Annotated in this window: 9 protein-coding genes; 7 read left to right on the forward strand and 2 right to left on the reverse strand. The window is 68.5% G+C overall.

Annotated features, from left to right (window positions below; genetic code table 11):
• Both AAG816_RS03120 and AAG816_RS03125 read left to right on the forward strand, forming a co-directional pair.
• Positions 1-552, forward strand: coding sequence for a TIGR02444 family protein (locus AAG816_RS03120; protein ID WP_341988027.1), 552 nt, complete (start codon positions 1-3; stop codon positions 550-552).
• Between the two features lie 96 nt (positions 553-648).
• Positions 649-1,224: a UbiX family flavin prenyltransferase gene (locus tag AAG816_RS03125; protein ID WP_341988028.1), complete on the forward strand. Its 576-nt coding sequence runs from the start codon at positions 649-651 to the stop codon at positions 1,222-1,224.
• A gap of 25 nt (positions 1,225-1,249) precedes the next feature.
• Here AAG816_RS03125 and putA read toward each other — a convergent pair whose 3' ends face one another.
• A complete protein-coding gene (putA, locus tag AAG816_RS03130) occupies positions 1,250-4,381 on the reverse strand; it encodes a bifunctional proline dehydrogenase/L-glutamate gamma-semialdehyde dehydrogenase PutA (RefSeq protein WP_341988029.1) in 3,132 nt (1,043 codons plus the stop codon).
• Positions 4,382-4,492: 111 nt separating this feature from the next.
• Here putA and AAG816_RS03135 point away from each other — a divergent pair, with 111 nt between their 5' ends.
• Positions 4,493-4,954 carry an Lrp/AsnC ligand binding domain-containing protein gene (locus AAG816_RS03135; RefSeq protein ID WP_341988031.1) on the forward strand — a complete coding sequence of 154 codons (462 nt, stop codon included), beginning with the start codon at positions 4,493-4,495 and terminating at the stop codon, positions 4,952-4,954.
• 145 nt (positions 4,955-5,099) lie between these two features.
• Positions 5,100-5,570, forward strand: coding sequence for a 3-hydroxybutyryl-CoA dehydratase (croR, locus tag AAG816_RS03140; protein ID WP_341988032.1), 471 nt, complete (start codon positions 5,100-5,102; stop codon positions 5,568-5,570).
• 113 nt (positions 5,571-5,683) lie between these two features.
• Here the strand turns inward: croR and AAG816_RS03145 are convergent, their stop codons facing one another.
• Positions 5,684-6,856 (reverse strand): polysaccharide biosynthesis/export family protein, encoded by a 1,173-nt coding sequence (locus tag AAG816_RS03145; protein WP_341988034.1) that lies wholly within the window; start codon positions 6,854-6,856, stop codon positions 5,684-5,686.
• Positions 6,857-7,409: 553 nt separating this feature from the next.
• On the opposite strand from AAG816_RS03145, the gene AAG816_RS03150 reads away from it, so the two are divergent.
• From AAG816_RS03150 to AAG816_RS03160, 3 genes are read left to right on the forward strand one after another with little or no spacing between them, the layout of a single operon-like run.
• On the forward strand, positions 7,410-14,777 hold the full coding sequence (locus tag AAG816_RS03150) for an SDR family NAD(P)-dependent oxidoreductase (RefSeq protein ID WP_341988035.1): 7,368 nt from the start codon (positions 7,410-7,412) through the stop codon (positions 14,775-14,777).
• Positions 14,774-16,138 carry an aminotransferase class I/II-fold pyridoxal phosphate-dependent enzyme gene (locus AAG816_RS03155; RefSeq protein WP_341988036.1) on the forward strand — a complete coding sequence of 455 codons (1,365 nt, stop codon included), beginning with the start codon at positions 14,774-14,776 and terminating at the stop codon, positions 16,136-16,138. The genes AAG816_RS03150 and AAG816_RS03155 overlap by 4 nt, the downstream gene beginning before the upstream one ends.
• 40 nt (positions 16,139-16,178) lie before the next feature.
• A complete protein-coding gene (locus AAG816_RS03160; protein WP_341988037.1) occupies positions 16,179-16,976 on the forward strand; it encodes an SDR family NAD(P)-dependent oxidoreductase in 798 nt (265 codons plus the stop codon).
• Positions 16,977-17,144: the final 168 nt, after the last annotated feature.

The following is a 17,144-nucleotide window of genomic DNA, read 5'->3' on the forward strand; positions in this document are numbered from 1 at the left end:
ATGATGGACCAGTCCCCGGATGATGGCGATGCCGGCGAGGCGCTGAAAGCCTTCGCCCTGAAGGTCTATGGCACCGAGGGGGTGCCACCGGCCTGCCTGCTGCTCCAGGAGCGGTTCGGCCTGGACGTGAATGTGCTGCTGTTTGCCGCCTTTCTCGGCGCGGTGCGCGGCGAGGCCCTGGCGCCGGCCGATCTGGACACGGTGGCCGCCACCGTGGGCGACTGGCACCGGGAGGTGGTGCGTCCGCTGCGGGCGGTGCGCCAAAGGCTGAAGGCCGGCCCGGCTCCGGCGCCGGACGCGGCCACCGGCCTCCTGCGCGGCAAGCTGCAGAAGCTCGAGATCGAGGCGGAACTGATCGAATTGGCGGAACTGGGCCATCTGGCTGCCCGGCTGGGGGCACCGGTGGCCATCGGCACGCCCGAGGCCCGCGCCCTGGCCGCCCTGACCATGGTGGCCGCCGGCAGCGCCCATCGCCCGTTCAAGATTGACGAACGCGCGGCCCTGGCCGCCATCGCCACGGCGGCGGCGCAAGAGGGTGGCGACCCCGCTTGAGAGCGGGCCGGCATCAGTGGAGGCCGGGCTGGGGACGCCACGGGCCGTAGACGGACGGGATTGATCGCGGCAGGTTCCGTGATCCAGGGAGCGGACATGAAACGCCTGATCGTCGCCATCACCGGGGCCTCCGGGGCCATCTACGGCATCCGGGCCCTGCAATTGCTCAAGGACGTGGCGGAGGTGGAGACCCACGTCATCCTCACCCCCTCGGGCCTGCGCACCATCGTCGAGGAAACCGACTTCAAGCCGGACGACGTCCGCGCCCTGGCGGACCAGCTCTACAATGCCAAGGACATCGGCGCCGCCGTCTCCTCCGGCTCGTTCGTCACCGCCGGCATGCTGGTGGCGCCCTGTTCCATCAAGACCCTGAGCGGCATCGCCCATTGCTATAATGACGAACTGGCGGTGCGCGCCGCCGACGTCTGCCTCAAAGAGCGTCGCCGGGTGGTGCTGCTGCTGCGCGAGACCCCTTTGCATGCGGGCCATATCGAATTGATGGCCCAGGCGACCCGCAACGGCGCCATCATCATGCCGCCGGTGCCCGCCTTCTACCACCGCCCCGCCACCTTGGACGACATGATCAACCAGACCGTGGCCCGGGCGCTGGACCTGTTCGACATCTCTTTGCCGCTGATCAAGCGCTGGGGCGGCGAGACCGCGCGCTCCTGACCCAGCGATCTGTCCCGCGCCGGACCTATTCCCCCTGCGCCAGCAAAGCCGCATTGCCGCCGGCGGCGGCGGTGTTGATGGTCACGGTCTGCTCGCTGGCAAAGCGCAGCAGATAGTGCGGCCCGCCCGCCTTCGGCCCGGTGCCGGACAGGCCATGGCCGCCGAACGGCTGCGCCCCCACCACCGCGCCGATGATGTTGCGGTTCACATAGATGTTGCCCACCGGCAGCCGGGCGACGACCTTCTCCACCAGGCTGTCGATGCGGGTGTGCAGGCCCAAGGTCAGGCCGTAGCCGGTGGCGGCGATGGCATCCAGCACCGCGTCCAGATCCTTGGCCCGATAGCGCACCACATGCAGGATCGGGCCGAACACCTCTTCCTTGAGGTCGCCCGCCTGCTTCAGCTCGAACACATGCGGCGCCACGAAGGTGCCGGCCGCAGGCGCCGTCCCGGCATAATGCACCTTGGCAGTCCCCTTCAGGGCCTGCGCATAGGCCTCCAGCTTGCCCTTGGCCTCGGCATCGATCACCGGCCCCACATGGACGGAAGGGTCGCGCGGATTGCCCAGCTTCAGGGCGCGGGCGGCGCCGACGATCATCTCGATCATCCGGTCGGCCACATCCTCCTGCACCAGCAGCAGGCGCAGGGCCGAGCAGCGCTGGCCGGCGGAGCGGAAGGCGGAGGTCACCACGTCGTCGGACACCTGCTCGGGGAGCGCGGTGGCGTCCACGATCATGGCGTTGATGCCGCCGGTTTCGGCAATGAGCGGAACAATGGGACCATCCTTGTGTGCCAAGGCGCGATTGATCAGCCGCGCCACCTCGGTGGAGCCGGTGAACACCACGCCGGCAATGCGCGGATCGGCCACCAGACGGGCGCCGATGGCGCCGTCGCCAAGGACCAATTGCAGCGCGCTGACAGGCACTTGCGCCTCATGCAGCAGCTTGACCGCCTCAAAGGCGATGAGGGGGGTCTGCTCGGCCGGCTTGGCCACCACCGTGTTGCCGGCGGCCAGCGCGGCGGAGATTTGTCCCATGTAGATCGCCAATGGGAAATTCCAGGGCGAAATGGCGATGAACACGCCGCGGCCGCGCAGCGAGAGCACATTGCTCTCGCCCGTCGGTCCGGGCAGCACCGCCCCCGCCCCGCACAGCCGCCGCGCCTCCCCGGCATAAAAGCGCAGGAAATCAACGGCTTCGCGCAGCTCGGAGATGGCATCGTCCAGGGTCTTGCCGGCCTCGTCCTGGAGCAGGGCCAGGAAGCTCCCCTGCCGCGCCTCCAGCAGCTCCGCCGCCCGCTCCAGATACCCCGCACGGGTATCCGCCGGGGTCCGATCCCAAGCACGGAATCCAGCAATGGCAACGCTTATCGCCGCCTCTGCCGCCGCCGCATCCGCCTCGGTCACCCGCCCGATGCGGGCGCCATCATTGGGGCTGCGCACCTCCCGGACCGTCCCGGTAAGCGCCACCCCCTCCACCAGCGGCGCCGCCGTGACCTCCCGCCGCTGCCCGGCCACATCCGCCAGCAGATCGGCCAGCGCCTCGCGGCTGCCCAGCTCCACGCCGCGGGAATTTACCCGTCCGGGGAACAGGTTACGGGGCAAGGGGATGTTCAGATTGCGCGCACCCGCCGGCGTGCCGATCAGGCTGGCCGGCCGCCGCAGCAGTTCGGCCACCGGCACCGCCGGATCGCCGGCGACCGAGACGAATGACGAATTGGCGCCATTCTCCAGCAACCGCCGGACCAGATAGGCCAGCAGATCCCGATGCCCGCCCACCGGCGCATAGGTGCGGCAGCCCAGGCTCGGGTCGGACGCCAGCAGCTCGCCATAGGCCTGCTCGCCCATGCCGTGCAGGCGCTGGAATTCGAACCCGCCCTGCCCGCCGGCCAGCTCCACCAAAGTGGCGATGGTCTGGGCATTGTGGGTGGCGAACTGCGGAAAGATGCGCGGCCGCAGCGCCAGCATCTTGCGGGCGCAGGCGAGATAATTGAGGTCCGTCATGGCCTTGCGGGTAAAGACCGGAAAGTCGTCCAGGCCGCGCTCCTGGGCGCGCTTGATCTCGGTGTCCCAATAGGCACCCTTCACCAGCCGCAGCATCAGCCGGCGATCCAGCTTCTCCGCCAGCGCCGCCATATGGTCGATCACCGCCGCGGTGCGCTTCTGATAGGCCTGGATCGCCAGCCCGAACCCGTCCCAGCCCGCCAGCGAGGGGTCCGCCAGCACTGCGTCGATCACGTCGAGCGAGAGTTCGAGGCGGTCGGCCTCCTCCGCGTCAATGGTAAAGTTGAGATCGAAGGCCTTTGCCTGCCGCGCCAGATCGATCACCAGCGGCACCAGTTCCACCAGCACCGCATCGCGATTGACCGCGTCATAGCGCGGATGCAGCGCGGAGAGCTTGACCGAAATGCCTGGACGATCCGGCAGCGTGCCATTGCCGGCGCGGGCGCCGATATCGGCGATGGCATTGGCGTAAGAGCGGAAATAGCGCTCGGCGTCATCGGCGGTGCGGGCGCCTTCGCCCAGCATGTCGAAGGAATAGCGATAGGCCCGGCCGCTGGCGGACTGGGCGCGATCGAGCGCCGCATCGATGGTCTGGCCCAGCACGAAATGATTGCCCAGCACCTTCATGGCCTGGCGAGTGGCGGCGCGCACCGCTGGAACACCAAGACGCTTGGTGAGGCGGCCAAGCACGCCCTCCGGCGTCTCTCCCGGCTGGATCACCCGCGCGGTGATGCCCAGCGCCCAGGACGAGGCATTCACCAGCAAGGCATCGGACTTGGACGCGTGGTGCAGGAAGTCGCCCTGGGCCAGCTTGTCCTCGATCAGCCGATCGGCGGTGGAAGGGTCGGGCACCCGCAGCAGCGCCTCCGCCAGGGTCATCAGCGCCAGACCCTCCTTGGTGGAGAGGGCATATTCCCGCAGCATCTCCTCGATGCCCCCGAGGCCGCCGACGCCGCCACCGCTGCCGCCCTTGCGGATGGCCTCCACCAGCCGGGTCGCCAGCGCATCAATGCGGGCCTCGGCGGCTGCGGGCAGGCCGGCCTGGGCCAGCAGCGGGCCGGCCAGTTCCGCATCGTCCGGCGCATAGGGCGCGACGAAGGGCGGGACCGGGGACGACGCCACGGGGACGAGGGCGGTGGACACAAGGTGGGGCATGACACTCTCCGGCAGGTTTCTCCGCATAATCCAGCAACGACCGTAGCTCTATGGCGATTTTAGCCATATGTCCTTATATTCTAAGGAAAACAGGGAGATTAGGCGTCAATCATGGGCGACATTGATCGCACCGACCGGCGAATTCTCGCGATCCTTCAAAGGGATGGCCGCATTTCCGGGGTGGAACTGGCCGAGCAGGTTGGCCTCTCCCCGACCTCCGCCGGCGAGCGGCTGAAGCGGCTGCAACGGGAAGGCTATGTGGCCGGCTTCGGGGCGCGGCTCGACCCGCACAAGCTGGGGCTGGGCTTCCTGGTGTTCGTGGAGGTCCATCTGGACAAGACCACGCCGGACGTGTTCGAGCGCTTCGCCAAGGCGGTGCGGGCGGCGCCGGAAGTGCTGGAATGCCACATGGTGGCGGGCGGCTTCGACTATCTGCTCAAGGCCCGGCTGCCGGACATGGGCGCATATCGTCGCTTCCTGGGCAATGTGCTGCTGGGCTTTCCCGGGGTGCGGGAAACCCGCTCCTATGCGGTGATGGAAGAAGTGAAGAGCGACGCCCCGCTGCCGGTGTGATCGAGCGCCCGCCGAAAGTCCGGCTTTGCTTGGGCCTATGGATGAGTCCTAATGCGCGCCCGCCCGGCCCCGGGGCCAGGTGCGGCACCAACGGACGCGTCGGTCACCGAGCGATCGGACCGGCGGAAGAAACAAGGGGAGAGCGATGTTTCCTGAGCTGCGCCTGCTGTGCTTCGAAGACCTGGAACTGGGGATGACGGAAATCCTGACCAAGACCATCGCCTCCTCCGACGTGGTGGGCTTTGCCGAGGTGACCGGCGACCGCAACCCGATCCATCTGTCCGAGCATTTCGCCGCCCGCACCCCGTTCGGCACCCGCATCGCCCACGGTCTCTATACCGCCAGCCTGATCTCGGCGGTGCTCGGCACCCGCCTGCCCGGCCCTGGGGCAGTCTATATTTCGCAGACGCTGAATTTCCGGGCGCCGGTGAAGATCGACGACACCGTCACCGTCAAGGTGGAGGTGGCCGAACTGATCCCCGAGCGCCGCCGCGCGCGCCTCGCCTGCACCTGCAGCGTTGGTGACGAACTGGTTCTGGATGGCGAAGCCTGGGTGAAGGTGCCGCCGCGCAGCGAGACCGAGCGCTCGCCCTTGGCCCGCCCCGCCGCCGGCTGATCGGCTACGCCGCCGGTGCGGGCCTTGCGTCGCACCACAGATGCTCAGAAAACGACAGTACCCGATCAAAGCCAACGGCGCCTGGGAAGGCACCGTTGGCACGAGAGGTCGTCCTATTTGAAGCCGGCGTAGAGCGAGGCGCCGGTGGTGGCCGGCGAGGAGATCATCACAAAGACCTGCATTGCCTTCTGCACATCGGTGATGGGCGCGTTGGTGACATAGACCACGTCACGATTGAAGATCGGGAAGTGCTGCGCCACGAACAGGCTGTTGGTGTCACGCAGATCCAGACGATAGACCACCGGGGTCAGGCCGCCGCGCACCACCAGCGGGCTGTCGGGCCGCAGCTTGCGGGCGATGAATTCCGGCTCGTAACGCAGCACGAACACGCCCGACGGATCGGCGCGGGCATCCTGCAAGCCGCCCGCCTTGACCAGGGCGGTGGCCAGCGTGATGCCGGAGGCGTTGAACGGGATCTCCGCATTGGCGCCGGTGGCGCCATAGGCCAGGAACACCTGCGGGTCGCGGATCAGGGTCAGCACGTCGCCGGGCTGGAGATAGATGTTCTCACGCGGATTGGCGACCACCTGCTCCATGGCCACGCGCACCGTGCGCTGGCCGCGGGAGAGCTGGATGAAGGTCTCGCTGACCGGCGCGCGGACGCCGCCGGCGGTGGCCACCACGTCCAGCAGCCGGTCGCCCTTGACGTTCAGCGGCACGCGCGCGCCAGCAATGACTTCGCCGGTGACGGTGACGGTGTTGCTCACCGACTTGACCACGGACACCAGGACCTGCGGCTGGATCGCCTTGCCGGTCAGGGCCTGGACGATATCGTCCTGGATCTGCGCGGTGCTGCGGCCCGCGGCCTGAACTTCGCCCGCGTAAGGAATGGAGATGGTGCCGCTGGACTTGACGGCCTGCTCGGGAATGGTGGCGGTCTTCGATCCCGTGGTGAAGCTGCCGGCCACGACGGCGGAGGAGAACAGGCCGCCGGCGCCGGCTTCCCAGATGGTCACGGCGACGTAGTCGCCCACACCCACCACCGGGGTGCGGGCGGGTGCAGCAGAGCCGAGGGTGGTATAGAAACTGTCGGGCGCGCGCTGGCGGACGATGTTCAGCACCGCATTGTCGAGATCCACGATCTCGTAGCGCTGGATGTTCTCTTCGTTGGCCTGCGAGATCACCGACTTCGCGTTCGGCCCCACCTGCGGCAGCGATTCGGCGCAACCGGACAGCGCCAACGCCACACTCGCGAGGAAAAGCGGCCAACCCAACTGCTTGCGCATGAACGCTCCGTCTTCAACCACGTCGCCAGATACCATGCAGGCTGGGATGTACCAAGCCTGCCCGGCCGGAGGGCCACCACTCCTCTTAAAGCTGTTTCCCCTTTGCCACACCTGCGCAGCGCTCCAAACCGCCGCATATCGTTAACGCCTCTGCGTTTGGCGGCACCCGTTTACGGAGCATATTCGCCGTCGCCGACCTCATGCTTGTCGCATCGCAACACCGCCCATCGCCAAGCTGAGGGTTGGATTTTTCATCGGCACAACCTGCGCCGCTGCAAAATCCCGGCGAGAGACCCGGATTCCGTTGCGACAGCGCGCACAACACATTCCACACGCGCTGCGATTCAGGATAGATTGCACGCAAAGAGTGAGCCGCCACAAGCAAGGGTACCGCTGGGAAGGTCTGGGATATTGACCGTCGAGAGGGTCCGCTGCGATAAGGGAAAACGTCGCTCCAAGCACCGGAAACCCTGCGTTTCTCAAGAACCCTCATCCCCAGGTGAATGCATTGCGGTTCAAAAGTCCTCCCGGGATCGGGGCTTCGGATGCAACAGTGACAGCAATCGTTGGAGCCGCGTGTCGCCTTCCGGGGGCGCCTGACGAAGCCCGTTTCCGCCGCCTGCTCGCGGACGGCCGCTGTGCGGTGCAGCGATTCCCGGAGAACAGGTGGAGCGTCGAGCGCTTCCTGCATCCCCGCGCCAGCGAAGCCGGCTTCAGTTATTCCTTCGCCGGCGGCTATCTGGATGCCCCGTTCGACTTCGATCCCACCGTGTTCGGCATGTCGCCCCGCGAGGCGGCTCAGGTGGACCCGCAGCAGCGCCTGCTGATGGAAGTGGTCTGGGAAGCGCTGGAAGACGCGCGCATCGCGCCCTCTGCCTTGGCGGGGCATGAGGTCGGCGTCTATGTGGGCGCCTCAAGTCTCGACTACGGCAATCTCCTGGCCTCCGATCCCGCGGCCATCGAGAGCCACTTCATGACTGGCAACACCTTGTCGGTGGTGTCCAACCGCATTTCCTATGCGTTCGACTGGCGCGGCCCCAGCTTCACCGTGGACACCGCCTGCTCCTCCTCGCTGGTGGCGTTTGCGCAGGCGCTGTCCGACCTGCGCAGCGGGCGGATCGACACGGCGGTGGTCGCCGGCGTCAACATGCTGCTGACACCGGCCTCCTTCATCGGGTTTTCCCGCGCATCCATGCTGTCGCCGACCGGGCTATGCCGGCCCTTCTCCGCCGACGGAGACGGCTATGTGCGCGGCGAAGGCGCTGTTGCCTTCGTGCTGCGCCGGCAGGACCTAGCGGCACCTGGCTCGGTGCGCGCGCTCGTCATCGCAGCCGGGGTCAATTCCGATGGCCGCACCTCCGGCATCGCCTTGCCCGGCATGCACGGCCAGCGTTCTCTGCTGGAACGCCTTTATGGCGACGCCGGGCTTGGCCCGGACCAAGTCGCCTTTGTGGAAGCCCACGGCACCGGTACCCGCGTCGGCGACCCGGTAGAGGCCCATGCCATTGGCTCGGTGCTGGGACGCGGGCGCGCCGCGCCGCTGCCCATCGGCTCGGTGAAATCGAACATCGGCCATCTGGAGCCTGCCGCGGGCGTCGCCGGCCTGCTCAAGGCGCTGCATGCGCTGGAAACCCGCGAGTTCCCCCGCTCGCTGCATCTGGATGCCCTCAATCCGCTGATCGATTTCGGCGACCTGAACCTGCTGCCCGCCCGTGAGTCCGTGGCGCTCGATCGCTCCGCCGCAACCCTGTATTGCGGCGTCTCGGCCTTCGGCTTCGGCGGCACCAATGCCCATGTGATCCTGGCCAGCGCCCCGGCAGCGGCGGAACCGACCCAGCCGGCATCGGAGCCCCCCCGGCACCTGACGCTGTCCGCCGCCAGCGCGGAAGCCTTGATGGCCACCGCCGCCGCCCATGCCGTGCTGTTGGACGAGGGCGTCGATCCCGCGCGCCTGGCCGCAGCGGTGGCAGGCGGCCGCGAAACCTTGCGCCACAGGCTGGTGCAGGTGCTCGACGCCGGCGCGGTGATGGCCAAGTCCCTGCACGATTATGTCGGCAGCGGCAGTTCCAAGGGCGTGGCCCTGGGCAACGCCCCCAAGGCCGACGTGTCGGTGTGCTTCGCTTTCTCGGGCAATGGCGCCCAATATGCGGGCATGGGCCGCGCGGCCTATCTGCGCAACGCGGCCTTCCGCCAACGCATCGACCAGATCGACGCCGCCTTCCACGCGCTTGCCGGCGGCTCGATCAAGGACGATCTGTTCGACCCGAACCTGGGCCAGCGGATCGGCCGCGCCAGCGTGGCGCAGTATCTGATGTTCGCCGTCCAGTCCGCCGTCACGGCGGCACTTGCCGCCGAAGGCCTGCGGCCGGACATGGTGCTCGGCCACAGCATCGGCGAGGTCGCCGCAGCGGAAGCCTCCGGCGCCATCGATCTGGCGCAGGCGGTGCGCATCATCCACGCCCGCGCCACCACCCAGGAAGCCACTCACGGCATGGGCCTGATGGCGGTGTTCGCCGCCAATCGCGCGCGCATGGAAGAGTTCCTGGCCGGGTTCGAACGCGACGACATCGAGATCGCCGCGGAGAACGGCCCTTCGTCCATCACCTTGTCCGGCACGGGCGATGCGGTGCACCTTGCCACCCGCACCGCGCGCAAGCAGCGCATCGCCAGCCGGACGTTGGATCTGGAATATCCGTTCCACTCCAAGCTGTTGGAGGTCACGCACGACGATTTCCTGGCTGCGGTGGGCATGGTGCAGCCCGGTGCAGCCCGCGCCACGATGATCTCCACCGTTACCGGCGGCGCCCTCGACGGGCAGCAGTTGGACACGGCCTATTGGTGGCGCAACGTCCGCCAGCCGGTGCAGTTCAAGCAGGCGGTGGATGCCGCGTCCGAACTGGGCGCTGGCCTGTTCATCGAGATCGGCCCGCGGCCGATCCTGCTGTCCCCCATCACCGAGACCCTCAAGGAGCGCGGCGCCAGCGCCAGCGTGATCTCCAGCCTGCTGGAGAGCGACGAGCGTGATCCGGACCGCGACCCCATCGCCTGGATCGCCGCCCAGGCCCATGCCCACGGCGTCGCTTTGGCGGTGTCGCCCCTGGCGCCGCAGGTGGACCGGTCCCTGGACCTGCCGCATTACCCGTGGCAGCGCTCGACCTATCGTTTCCACGGCACCTCCGCCGCCCTGGACCTATTCGGTGACCGGCCGCGTCACCCGCTCATCGGCGGGCGGCTGGCGGACGGCCAGCCGGAATGGCGCACGACGCTGGACGCCGAGGTGGTGCCCTATCTCGCCGACCATCTTGTGGACGGCGAAGTGGTGGTGCCCGGCGCCGCCATCGTGGAGATGGTGCTGGCGGTGGCCCGCGAACTCAGGCCCGAAGGGCCGCTGGGCGTCGAGGATTGCGACATCCTCCAGCCGCTGGTGCTGCCGCGGCAGTCCATGCGCGAGATTTCGGTGCGCTATGCCGCTGCAACCAGAGATGTGGAGCTCTTCAGCCGCCCGCGCCTCGGACCCGACGAATGGACGCTGCATGCGCGCGGCCGGCTGGTGGACGTGGCCCATGCGCCGCGCACGCCGGGCAAGCCCCGCGGTCGCCTGTTTCAGGCCACGGCCGACGAAATCTATGCCCGTACAGAAGCCTGCGGCCTCGGCTATGGACCGGCCTTCCGGCTGGCGAAGTCCATCAAGCGCGATGCCAAGACCATTGAGGTGGAGCTGACGCCCGCCGAGGCCGGCACGGGCGCCTTCACCCGCCCGCAGCTGCTGCATCCGGCGAGCCTCGACGCGGCTTTGCACGGCCTGTTCCTGCTCATCGACATGGAGCCGGGCGTCCGTCGCACCTACCTGCCGATCCGGCTCGGCCGCCTTGCGCTGTTCCGCGACCATCCCGTGGTCACCGCCGCAACCATCACGGTGGACCGGCATACGGACCAGTCGCTGAAGGTCCATATCCTGCTGAAGGATGCGGACGGCCTGGTGGTGGCCGAAGTGGAGGACGTGCTGCTGAAATCGGTGGTGCTCTCCCGCACCGACCCCGATGCGGATTTCCTCTATGCGGCACTCCAGCGCCGTGGGCGGATTGCCGGGCGCATGGATCTACCCGCCATCGCCGCCAACGGTGTTGCCGCCGCCCCGGAACCGGACGTCTCCGACGGCTGGCTGATGCTGCGCGCCTTCGTGCGGGCCGTAGGGCACCGGGCCCTATGGAAGCTGGCGGACACTGCGGGTCTGGTGCATTGGGCAACCCTCACCACCACCGGCAAACTGGCTGCCCCATCGCTGGCCTTCGCCGCCATGCTGGCGGAGGAATTGGCCGCCGCGGAACTGGCCACACCGGAGCCGGGCGGGTTTCGCCTCACCGCCGAGTCCGGCCTGCCGGATCCCGAGCGAATCCTGCGCACCTTCGCAGCCGAGTGCCCGGGCGCCTCCGCGGAACTGTTGCTGGCGGCATGTACCGCCGCGGAAATCGACCAATTCCTCGCCACCGGCACCGCCGTCCATCACCGTGCGGAAGTGCGGGAGCAATTCTCCGCCCACGGACTGATCTTTGCCCCGACGGTCCGCGCACTCACCGCCGGGCTGGATGCGGTGCGGGCGGCAGGCGCCGGCGATGTCCCCCACGTCCTGGTGGCCGAGGCCGATGGCCGGGGGCTGCTGACGCCTTTGCTGGCGCTGAGCCGCGCCGGCCAGATCCGCCTGACCGTGGCCGGGCTGGATGCCGCCGCCCTCGAGCGTCTCCGCCGCCGCCTGCCGGCCACCGCAGCGGTGGATTTCCTCGCCCTTGATGCGACGCCAGACCCAGAACGACGTCCGGCATATGACATCGCCCTGATTCAGGGCTGGCGCGCATCCCGGAGCAGCGGCGCCACGCTGATCGGCAAGATCGCCGAACAGGTCGGGACGGGAGGAGCGGTGATGGTCGCCCAGCCCGCCGCCGATCCGGTGATCGATTTCTTCCTGGGCACCGATGCGGACTGGTTCACGCGGTCCGCCGACCTCACTTTGCCGCTGGGACAAGTCCCGTCGACGGACGAGACCCGCGCGGCGCTGGGCCAGGCCGGGTGCAGCGACATCCGCGTGCTCGCCCTTGCCGACGGCGGCTCATGCCTGGTGGCGAAGCCCCCGGTTCCAATGAAGCCCGCCTCGGAGCGGCCCTTGCGCATTCTGCGGGCGGGCGCCGGAGGCAGCCCGCTGGCGGCTGTGCTGTCGGAACGGCTCCAGGCGGCGGGCCTGGCGCTTACCGACACCGTGGCCTTCGGCGGCATCGAGCCCTGTGACGCGGACTTCATCTGCCTGCTCGACAGCATCGGCGGCGACGACCGTCAGCGGGCCGAACAGGAGATTGCCCACATCATCACCGCCCTTGGCGAGGCCACGACCGGCGGCGCGAAGCCGCGCTTGTGGCTGGTGGTCCGCGGCGCCCATGCGGCACCGCTGGATCCGGTCGCCGATGCGCTGTGGGGCTTCGGCCGCGTGGCGATGAATGAGTTTTCCGATATCGATATCCGGCTCGTGGATATCGCCCCGGCCTTGAGCCCCCTCGACGCCGCCCATCGCCTGGGCGCGCTGTTGGCCGCGCCGGATGCGGAGCGGGAGGTGGTGCTGGACGCCGACGGCCTGCAGGTGATGCGGGTGCACCGGGGCCTGCCTTTGGCCAAGGTGCCGCTCGGCCCGGAGACCGGCCTGACCCTGGAATTCCCCCGCAAAGGGGTCCTCGACCATTTCAGCTGGGTGCCCAAGCCCCGTGTCGTGCCGGACCGCGCCTCGGTGGAGGTGGAAGTGATCGCCGCCGGCCTGAATTTCCGCGATGTCATGCTGGCCATGGGCCTGCTGGATGACGACGTGCTGGATGATGGCATGGCTGGCGCCGTGTTCGGCTTCGAGTGCGTCGGCCGTGTGGTGGCGCTGGGCGCCGGCGTCCGCGATCTGGCCATCGGCGACATGGTGGTGGGCTTCGCCAAGAACGCCTTCTCCACCCATGTCACTGCGCCGCGCCGGGTGTTCATGCCTTTGCCCGCCGGCACCACGCCGGAAGGGGCGGCCGGCATCCCCGTGGCCTTCCTCACCGCCTGGTATGGGCTGGTGGAACTGGCCAAGGTGAAGCGCGGCGAGCGGGTGCTGATCCATGGCGCCGCCGGCGGCGTCGGCCTCGCCGCCATCCAGATCGCCCGCGCGCGCGGCGCCACGGTCATCGCCACGGTCTCGACCCCGGACAAGCGCGCCTTGGTGCAGTTGTTCGGCGCCCACGAGGTGCATGACTCCCGCTCCCTGGCCTTCGCCGACACCATCCGCCAAACCCATGGCGGGGTGGATGTGGTGCTGAACAGTCTCAGCGGCGAAGCCATGCGGGCCAGCTTCAAATGCCTGAAGCCGTTCGGCCGCTTCGTGGAGCTGGGCAAGCGCGACTATGTGGCCAATACCGAGCTGGGCCTGCGGCCGTTCCGGCGCAACCTGACCTATTTCGGTGTCGATCTCGACCAGTTGCTGGCGCAGGATCCGCGCCTGGTGGCCAAGGGGCTGAAGGAACTCGCCGCCGGCTTCGCCAAGGGCATCTACGCCCCCCTGCCCCACCGCACCTTCGCGGCGGAGGAGATCGGCGAAGCCTTCCGCCTGATGCAGTCCGCCGCTCATGTGGGCAAGATCGTGATCCGCCCGCCGGTGTGTGCGGACGTCACGATCCCGCAACCGCTTGCCCCCGCCTTCACCCCCGGCGATGGGGTGCAATTGGTGGTGGGCGGCGCCGGCGGCTTCGGCTTCGAGACCGCCGCATGGCTGGCCCAGAGCGGGGCGAAACGGGTGGTGGTCGCCTCCCGCCGCGGCGTGGTGGACGATGGCCTCCAGACCCGGATCGCCGCCTGGCGGGCCAAGGGCATCCTGTTCGCCGTGGAGCAGGTGGATGCCAGCGACGGCGCCTCGGTGGATGCGCTGATCGCCCGCGTTGCCGCCACTTACGGCCCGATCACCGGCGTGTACCACACCGCCATGGTGTTGCAGGACGGACTGATCCGCGGCCTGGAGCCCGAAGCACTGGCGGCGGTTCTGGCGCCCAAGATCGACGGCGCGGCCCATCTCGACCGCGCCACGCGCGACCAGCCGGTGGCGCAGTTCGTGCTGTTCTCGTCAATCTCGGCGCTGATCGGCAATCCGGGCCAGGGGGCCTATGTGGCGGCCAATGCCTATCTGGAGGGCCTGGCCCGCAAGCGCATCGCCGAGGGCCTGCCGGCGCTGGCGGTGGGCTGGGGCGCCATCGCCGATGCGGGCGTGCTCGCCCGCGACCAGGCCACCGCCGAGCAGTTGGAACGGATCAGCGGCATCACCGGCCTCGCCTCCGCCGATGCGTTGAGCCGGCTCGGCCGCCTGCTGCGGGCGGCGGGGCGGTTGACCGACCCGGTGGTCTATTGCGCCCGCTGGCAGCGCACCGGCCTGATGCGCGACCTGCCGATCCTCTCCACGTCGGCCTTTGCGAATGTCTTTGACGACGAGGGCCAGCAGAACGAAGCCGCCGAGATCGACATCGCCGCCTTGATCGCCGGCAAGAGCGATGCGGAAGCCCAACGATTGCTCGGCGACCTGATCGCCGGCAAGATCGCGCGGATTTTGCGTCTGTCCGCCCAGGAGATCGACGTGGATCGGCCGTTTGCCGAAATGGGGATGGATTCCCTCATGGCGCTCGAGCTGAGTATGAATATCGAGCATGAGCTGGGGGTCGGGCTGCCACTGGTGGCGATCACCTCGGTGCCGAATTTGCGCGAACTCAGCCGCCGCCTGCTGCAATCGGTGCGGACGCCCGGAGCCGCCGAGACCATTGACGCCGGGGATCGCCGCCTGATCGCCATGCATGGCGGGGATGAGGCCGATTTTGCCCAGATGGGCGACAGGCTCGCGGCCCGCCGCAACCAGGTGACGAGGGTGATGTGACCAAGAAGCCCACCGCCGACCGCCTGACCGCTACCGAGCGGACTGCCTTCCTCTCCTCCATGCGGCGGACCGCGGCCCCGACGACAGCGCGCGCCGCCACGGCCCCCGCCCCGGTGCGGGACGTCTCGTTCGAGACCTTGCCCGCGTTCCGCATGCTGAAGACCCAGCGGGCAGCGGGCGACATGTTGGGGATCGGCAATCCGTTCTACCTCACCCATCAGGTGCGGGCGGGGGCACGAACCGTCATCGACGGCCGGCCCATTCTCAATTTCGCCTCCTATGACTATCTGGGCCTGAACGGCCACCCGGAGATCACCGCCGCGGTGGCACAGGCGGCGGAAACCTGGGGCACCAGCGTCTCCGCCAGCCGGCTCACCGCCGGCGAGCGCCCGTTCCATGGCGCATTCGAAGCGGCGCTGGCGGCGCTGTACCAGACCGAGGACGCTCTGGTGTTCGTGGGCGGGCATGCCACCAATGTCTCGGTCATCTCCACCTTGCTGGGCCCCAAGGACCTGGTGATCCACGATGCCCTGGCGCACAATTCCATCGTCGTCGGCGCCGATCTGTCCCACGCCAACCGCAGGATTTTCGCCCACAACGACCTGGAGGCCCTGGAGGCGATCCTGGAAAGCGCCCGCGACAAGCACGAGCGCTGCCTGATCGTCACCGAGGGCCTGTTCTCCATGGATGGCGACGGCCCGGATCTGGCCCGCCTCATTGAGATCAAGAGCCGCTGGGGCGCCTGGCTGATGGTGGACGAGGCCCATTCCCTGGGCGTTCTCGGCGCTACCGGGCGCGGGCTGTGGGAGCACCAGGGCATCGATCCGGCCGGGGTGGATATCTGGATGGGCACCTTGTCCAAGACCCTGGTGGGCTGCGGCGGCTATGTGGCCGGCCCGGCGGATCTCATGACCCTGCTGAAATTCCAGGCCGCGGGCATGGTCTATTCCGTCGGCCTGCCAGCCACCACGGCTCTGGGCTCGCTCACCGCACTGCGCCTGATGCTGCGCGAGCCGGAGCGGGTGACCAAGCTCCAGGCCAATGGTCAGCGTTTCCTGGAGACAGCCCGCGCCGCCGGGCTCGATGTGGCCACCAGCTGGGGCTATGCGGTGACCCCGGTCATCGTCGGCGACAGCCTGCGCACCGTGGTGCTGGCCAATCGGTTGCTGGCGCGCGGCATCAATGCCTTCCCCATCATTCCGCCCGGCGTCCCGGAAAAATCCGCCCGTCTGCGTTTCTTCATTTCCGCCAGCCATTCGGACGAAGATATCGACACCGCGGTCGCCGCCGTATCGGAAGAGCTGAACAAGCTGATCGAAGAGGGCGTTTCTGTCGCCCATTATGCCGAGCTGATGAAGTGACCTGCGCCGCCCCTCGCCACATGCGCCGGGGGACACAGGCTTGAGCACGCCCGTCGTGGCCGCACCAGGAAACGCCGGCTTCACCGTGATCACCGGCGCCTCAAGCGGGATCGGCGCCGCGCTGGCCCGCCAATTGGCCAGCGCGGGCCACCGCCTCGCCCTGGTCGGGCGCAATGCGGAGCGCCTGGACGCGGTGGCCGGTGCCTGTCGGGTGCTGGGGGCCGAATGCCACATCGGCCGGTTGGACCTGCGCGATCGCGACAGTCTTGCAGCCTTTCTGGCCGACCTGGAGCAATCGGGGCCCATCGACCTGTTCATTTCCAACGCCGGTATCCTCGATGGCCGGCGCAACGGTGAGGCCGTGGAGGGCGCAGCGGCCGCCCACCGTGTGCTCGACACCAACCTTCTGGCCGCCATCGACGCGGTGCATATGGTTCTGCCGGGCATGCGCGCCCGACGCCGCGGTCGTCTGCTGTTCATCGCCTCACTCGCCGCCTTCGCCCCCTTGCCCGACGCCCCGGCTTATTCCGCCGCCAAGGCCGGCCTGCTGTCCTATGGGCTGGCCCTTCGGGACGCCTTGCGCGGGCAGGGCATCGGGGTTTGCGTCGCGTGCCCGGGCTATGTGAGCACCGGCATGAGCGACCTTCACCTCGGCCAGCGGCCGGGCGAAATCTCAGCCGATGATGCGGCCGCGCGCATCCTGAAGGCGCTGGGCCGCGACCGAGCCCTCTCGGGTTTTCCGTTCGGCCTCTACTGGGTCTCGCGCCTGTCGCTGCTGGCGCCGGCCTTTGTGCGGCGGCTCGGGATGCGGGGGCTGAGGTTCCACGTCGGGAACTGAAAGGCGGGTCGAGGGCGCGTGCGGGCTGGCCCAATTCCCCTACGGGAGCAACGCAATCTCAAAATTGCTGCATTATCGTGAGATCGCGCTGCGGCGGAGCGGATGCAGGCGGCCTGGCAATCTGCTAGGTTGGCGCATCTTCGGATGGCCGGCGGAGACAGGCTAAGG

The sequence above is a fragment of the Azorhizobium sp. AG788 genome, from assembly GCF_943371865.1.
GTDB lineage: Bacteria > Pseudomonadota > Alphaproteobacteria > Rhizobiales > Xanthobacteraceae > Azorhizobium.

What these genes read in the sequence shown, in the direction of transcription:
- putA (WP_341988029.1), bottom strand. Translation starts at nt 4,381, where the DNA reads ATGCCCCACCTTGTGTCCACCGCCCTCGTCCCCGTGGCGTCGTCCCCG.
- AAG816_RS03135 (WP_341988031.1), top strand. Translation starts at nt 4,493, where the DNA reads ATGGGCGACATTGATCGCACCGACCGGCGAATTCTCGCGATCCTTCAA.
- AAG816_RS03145 (WP_341988034.1), bottom strand. Translation starts at nt 6,856, where the DNA reads ATGCGCAAGCAGTTGGGTTGGCCGCTTTTCCTCGCGAGTGTGGCGTTG.
- AAG816_RS03125 (WP_341988028.1), top strand. Translation starts at nt 649, where the DNA reads ATGAAACGCCTGATCGTCGCCATCACCGGGGCCTCCGGGGCCATCTAC.
- AAG816_RS03120 (WP_341988027.1), top strand. Translation starts at nt 1, where the DNA reads ATGATGGACCAGTCCCCGGATGATGGCGATGCCGGCGAGGCGCTGAAA.
- croR (WP_341988032.1), top strand. Translation starts at nt 5,100, where the DNA reads ATGTTTCCTGAGCTGCGCCTGCTGTGCTTCGAAGACCTGGAACTGGGG.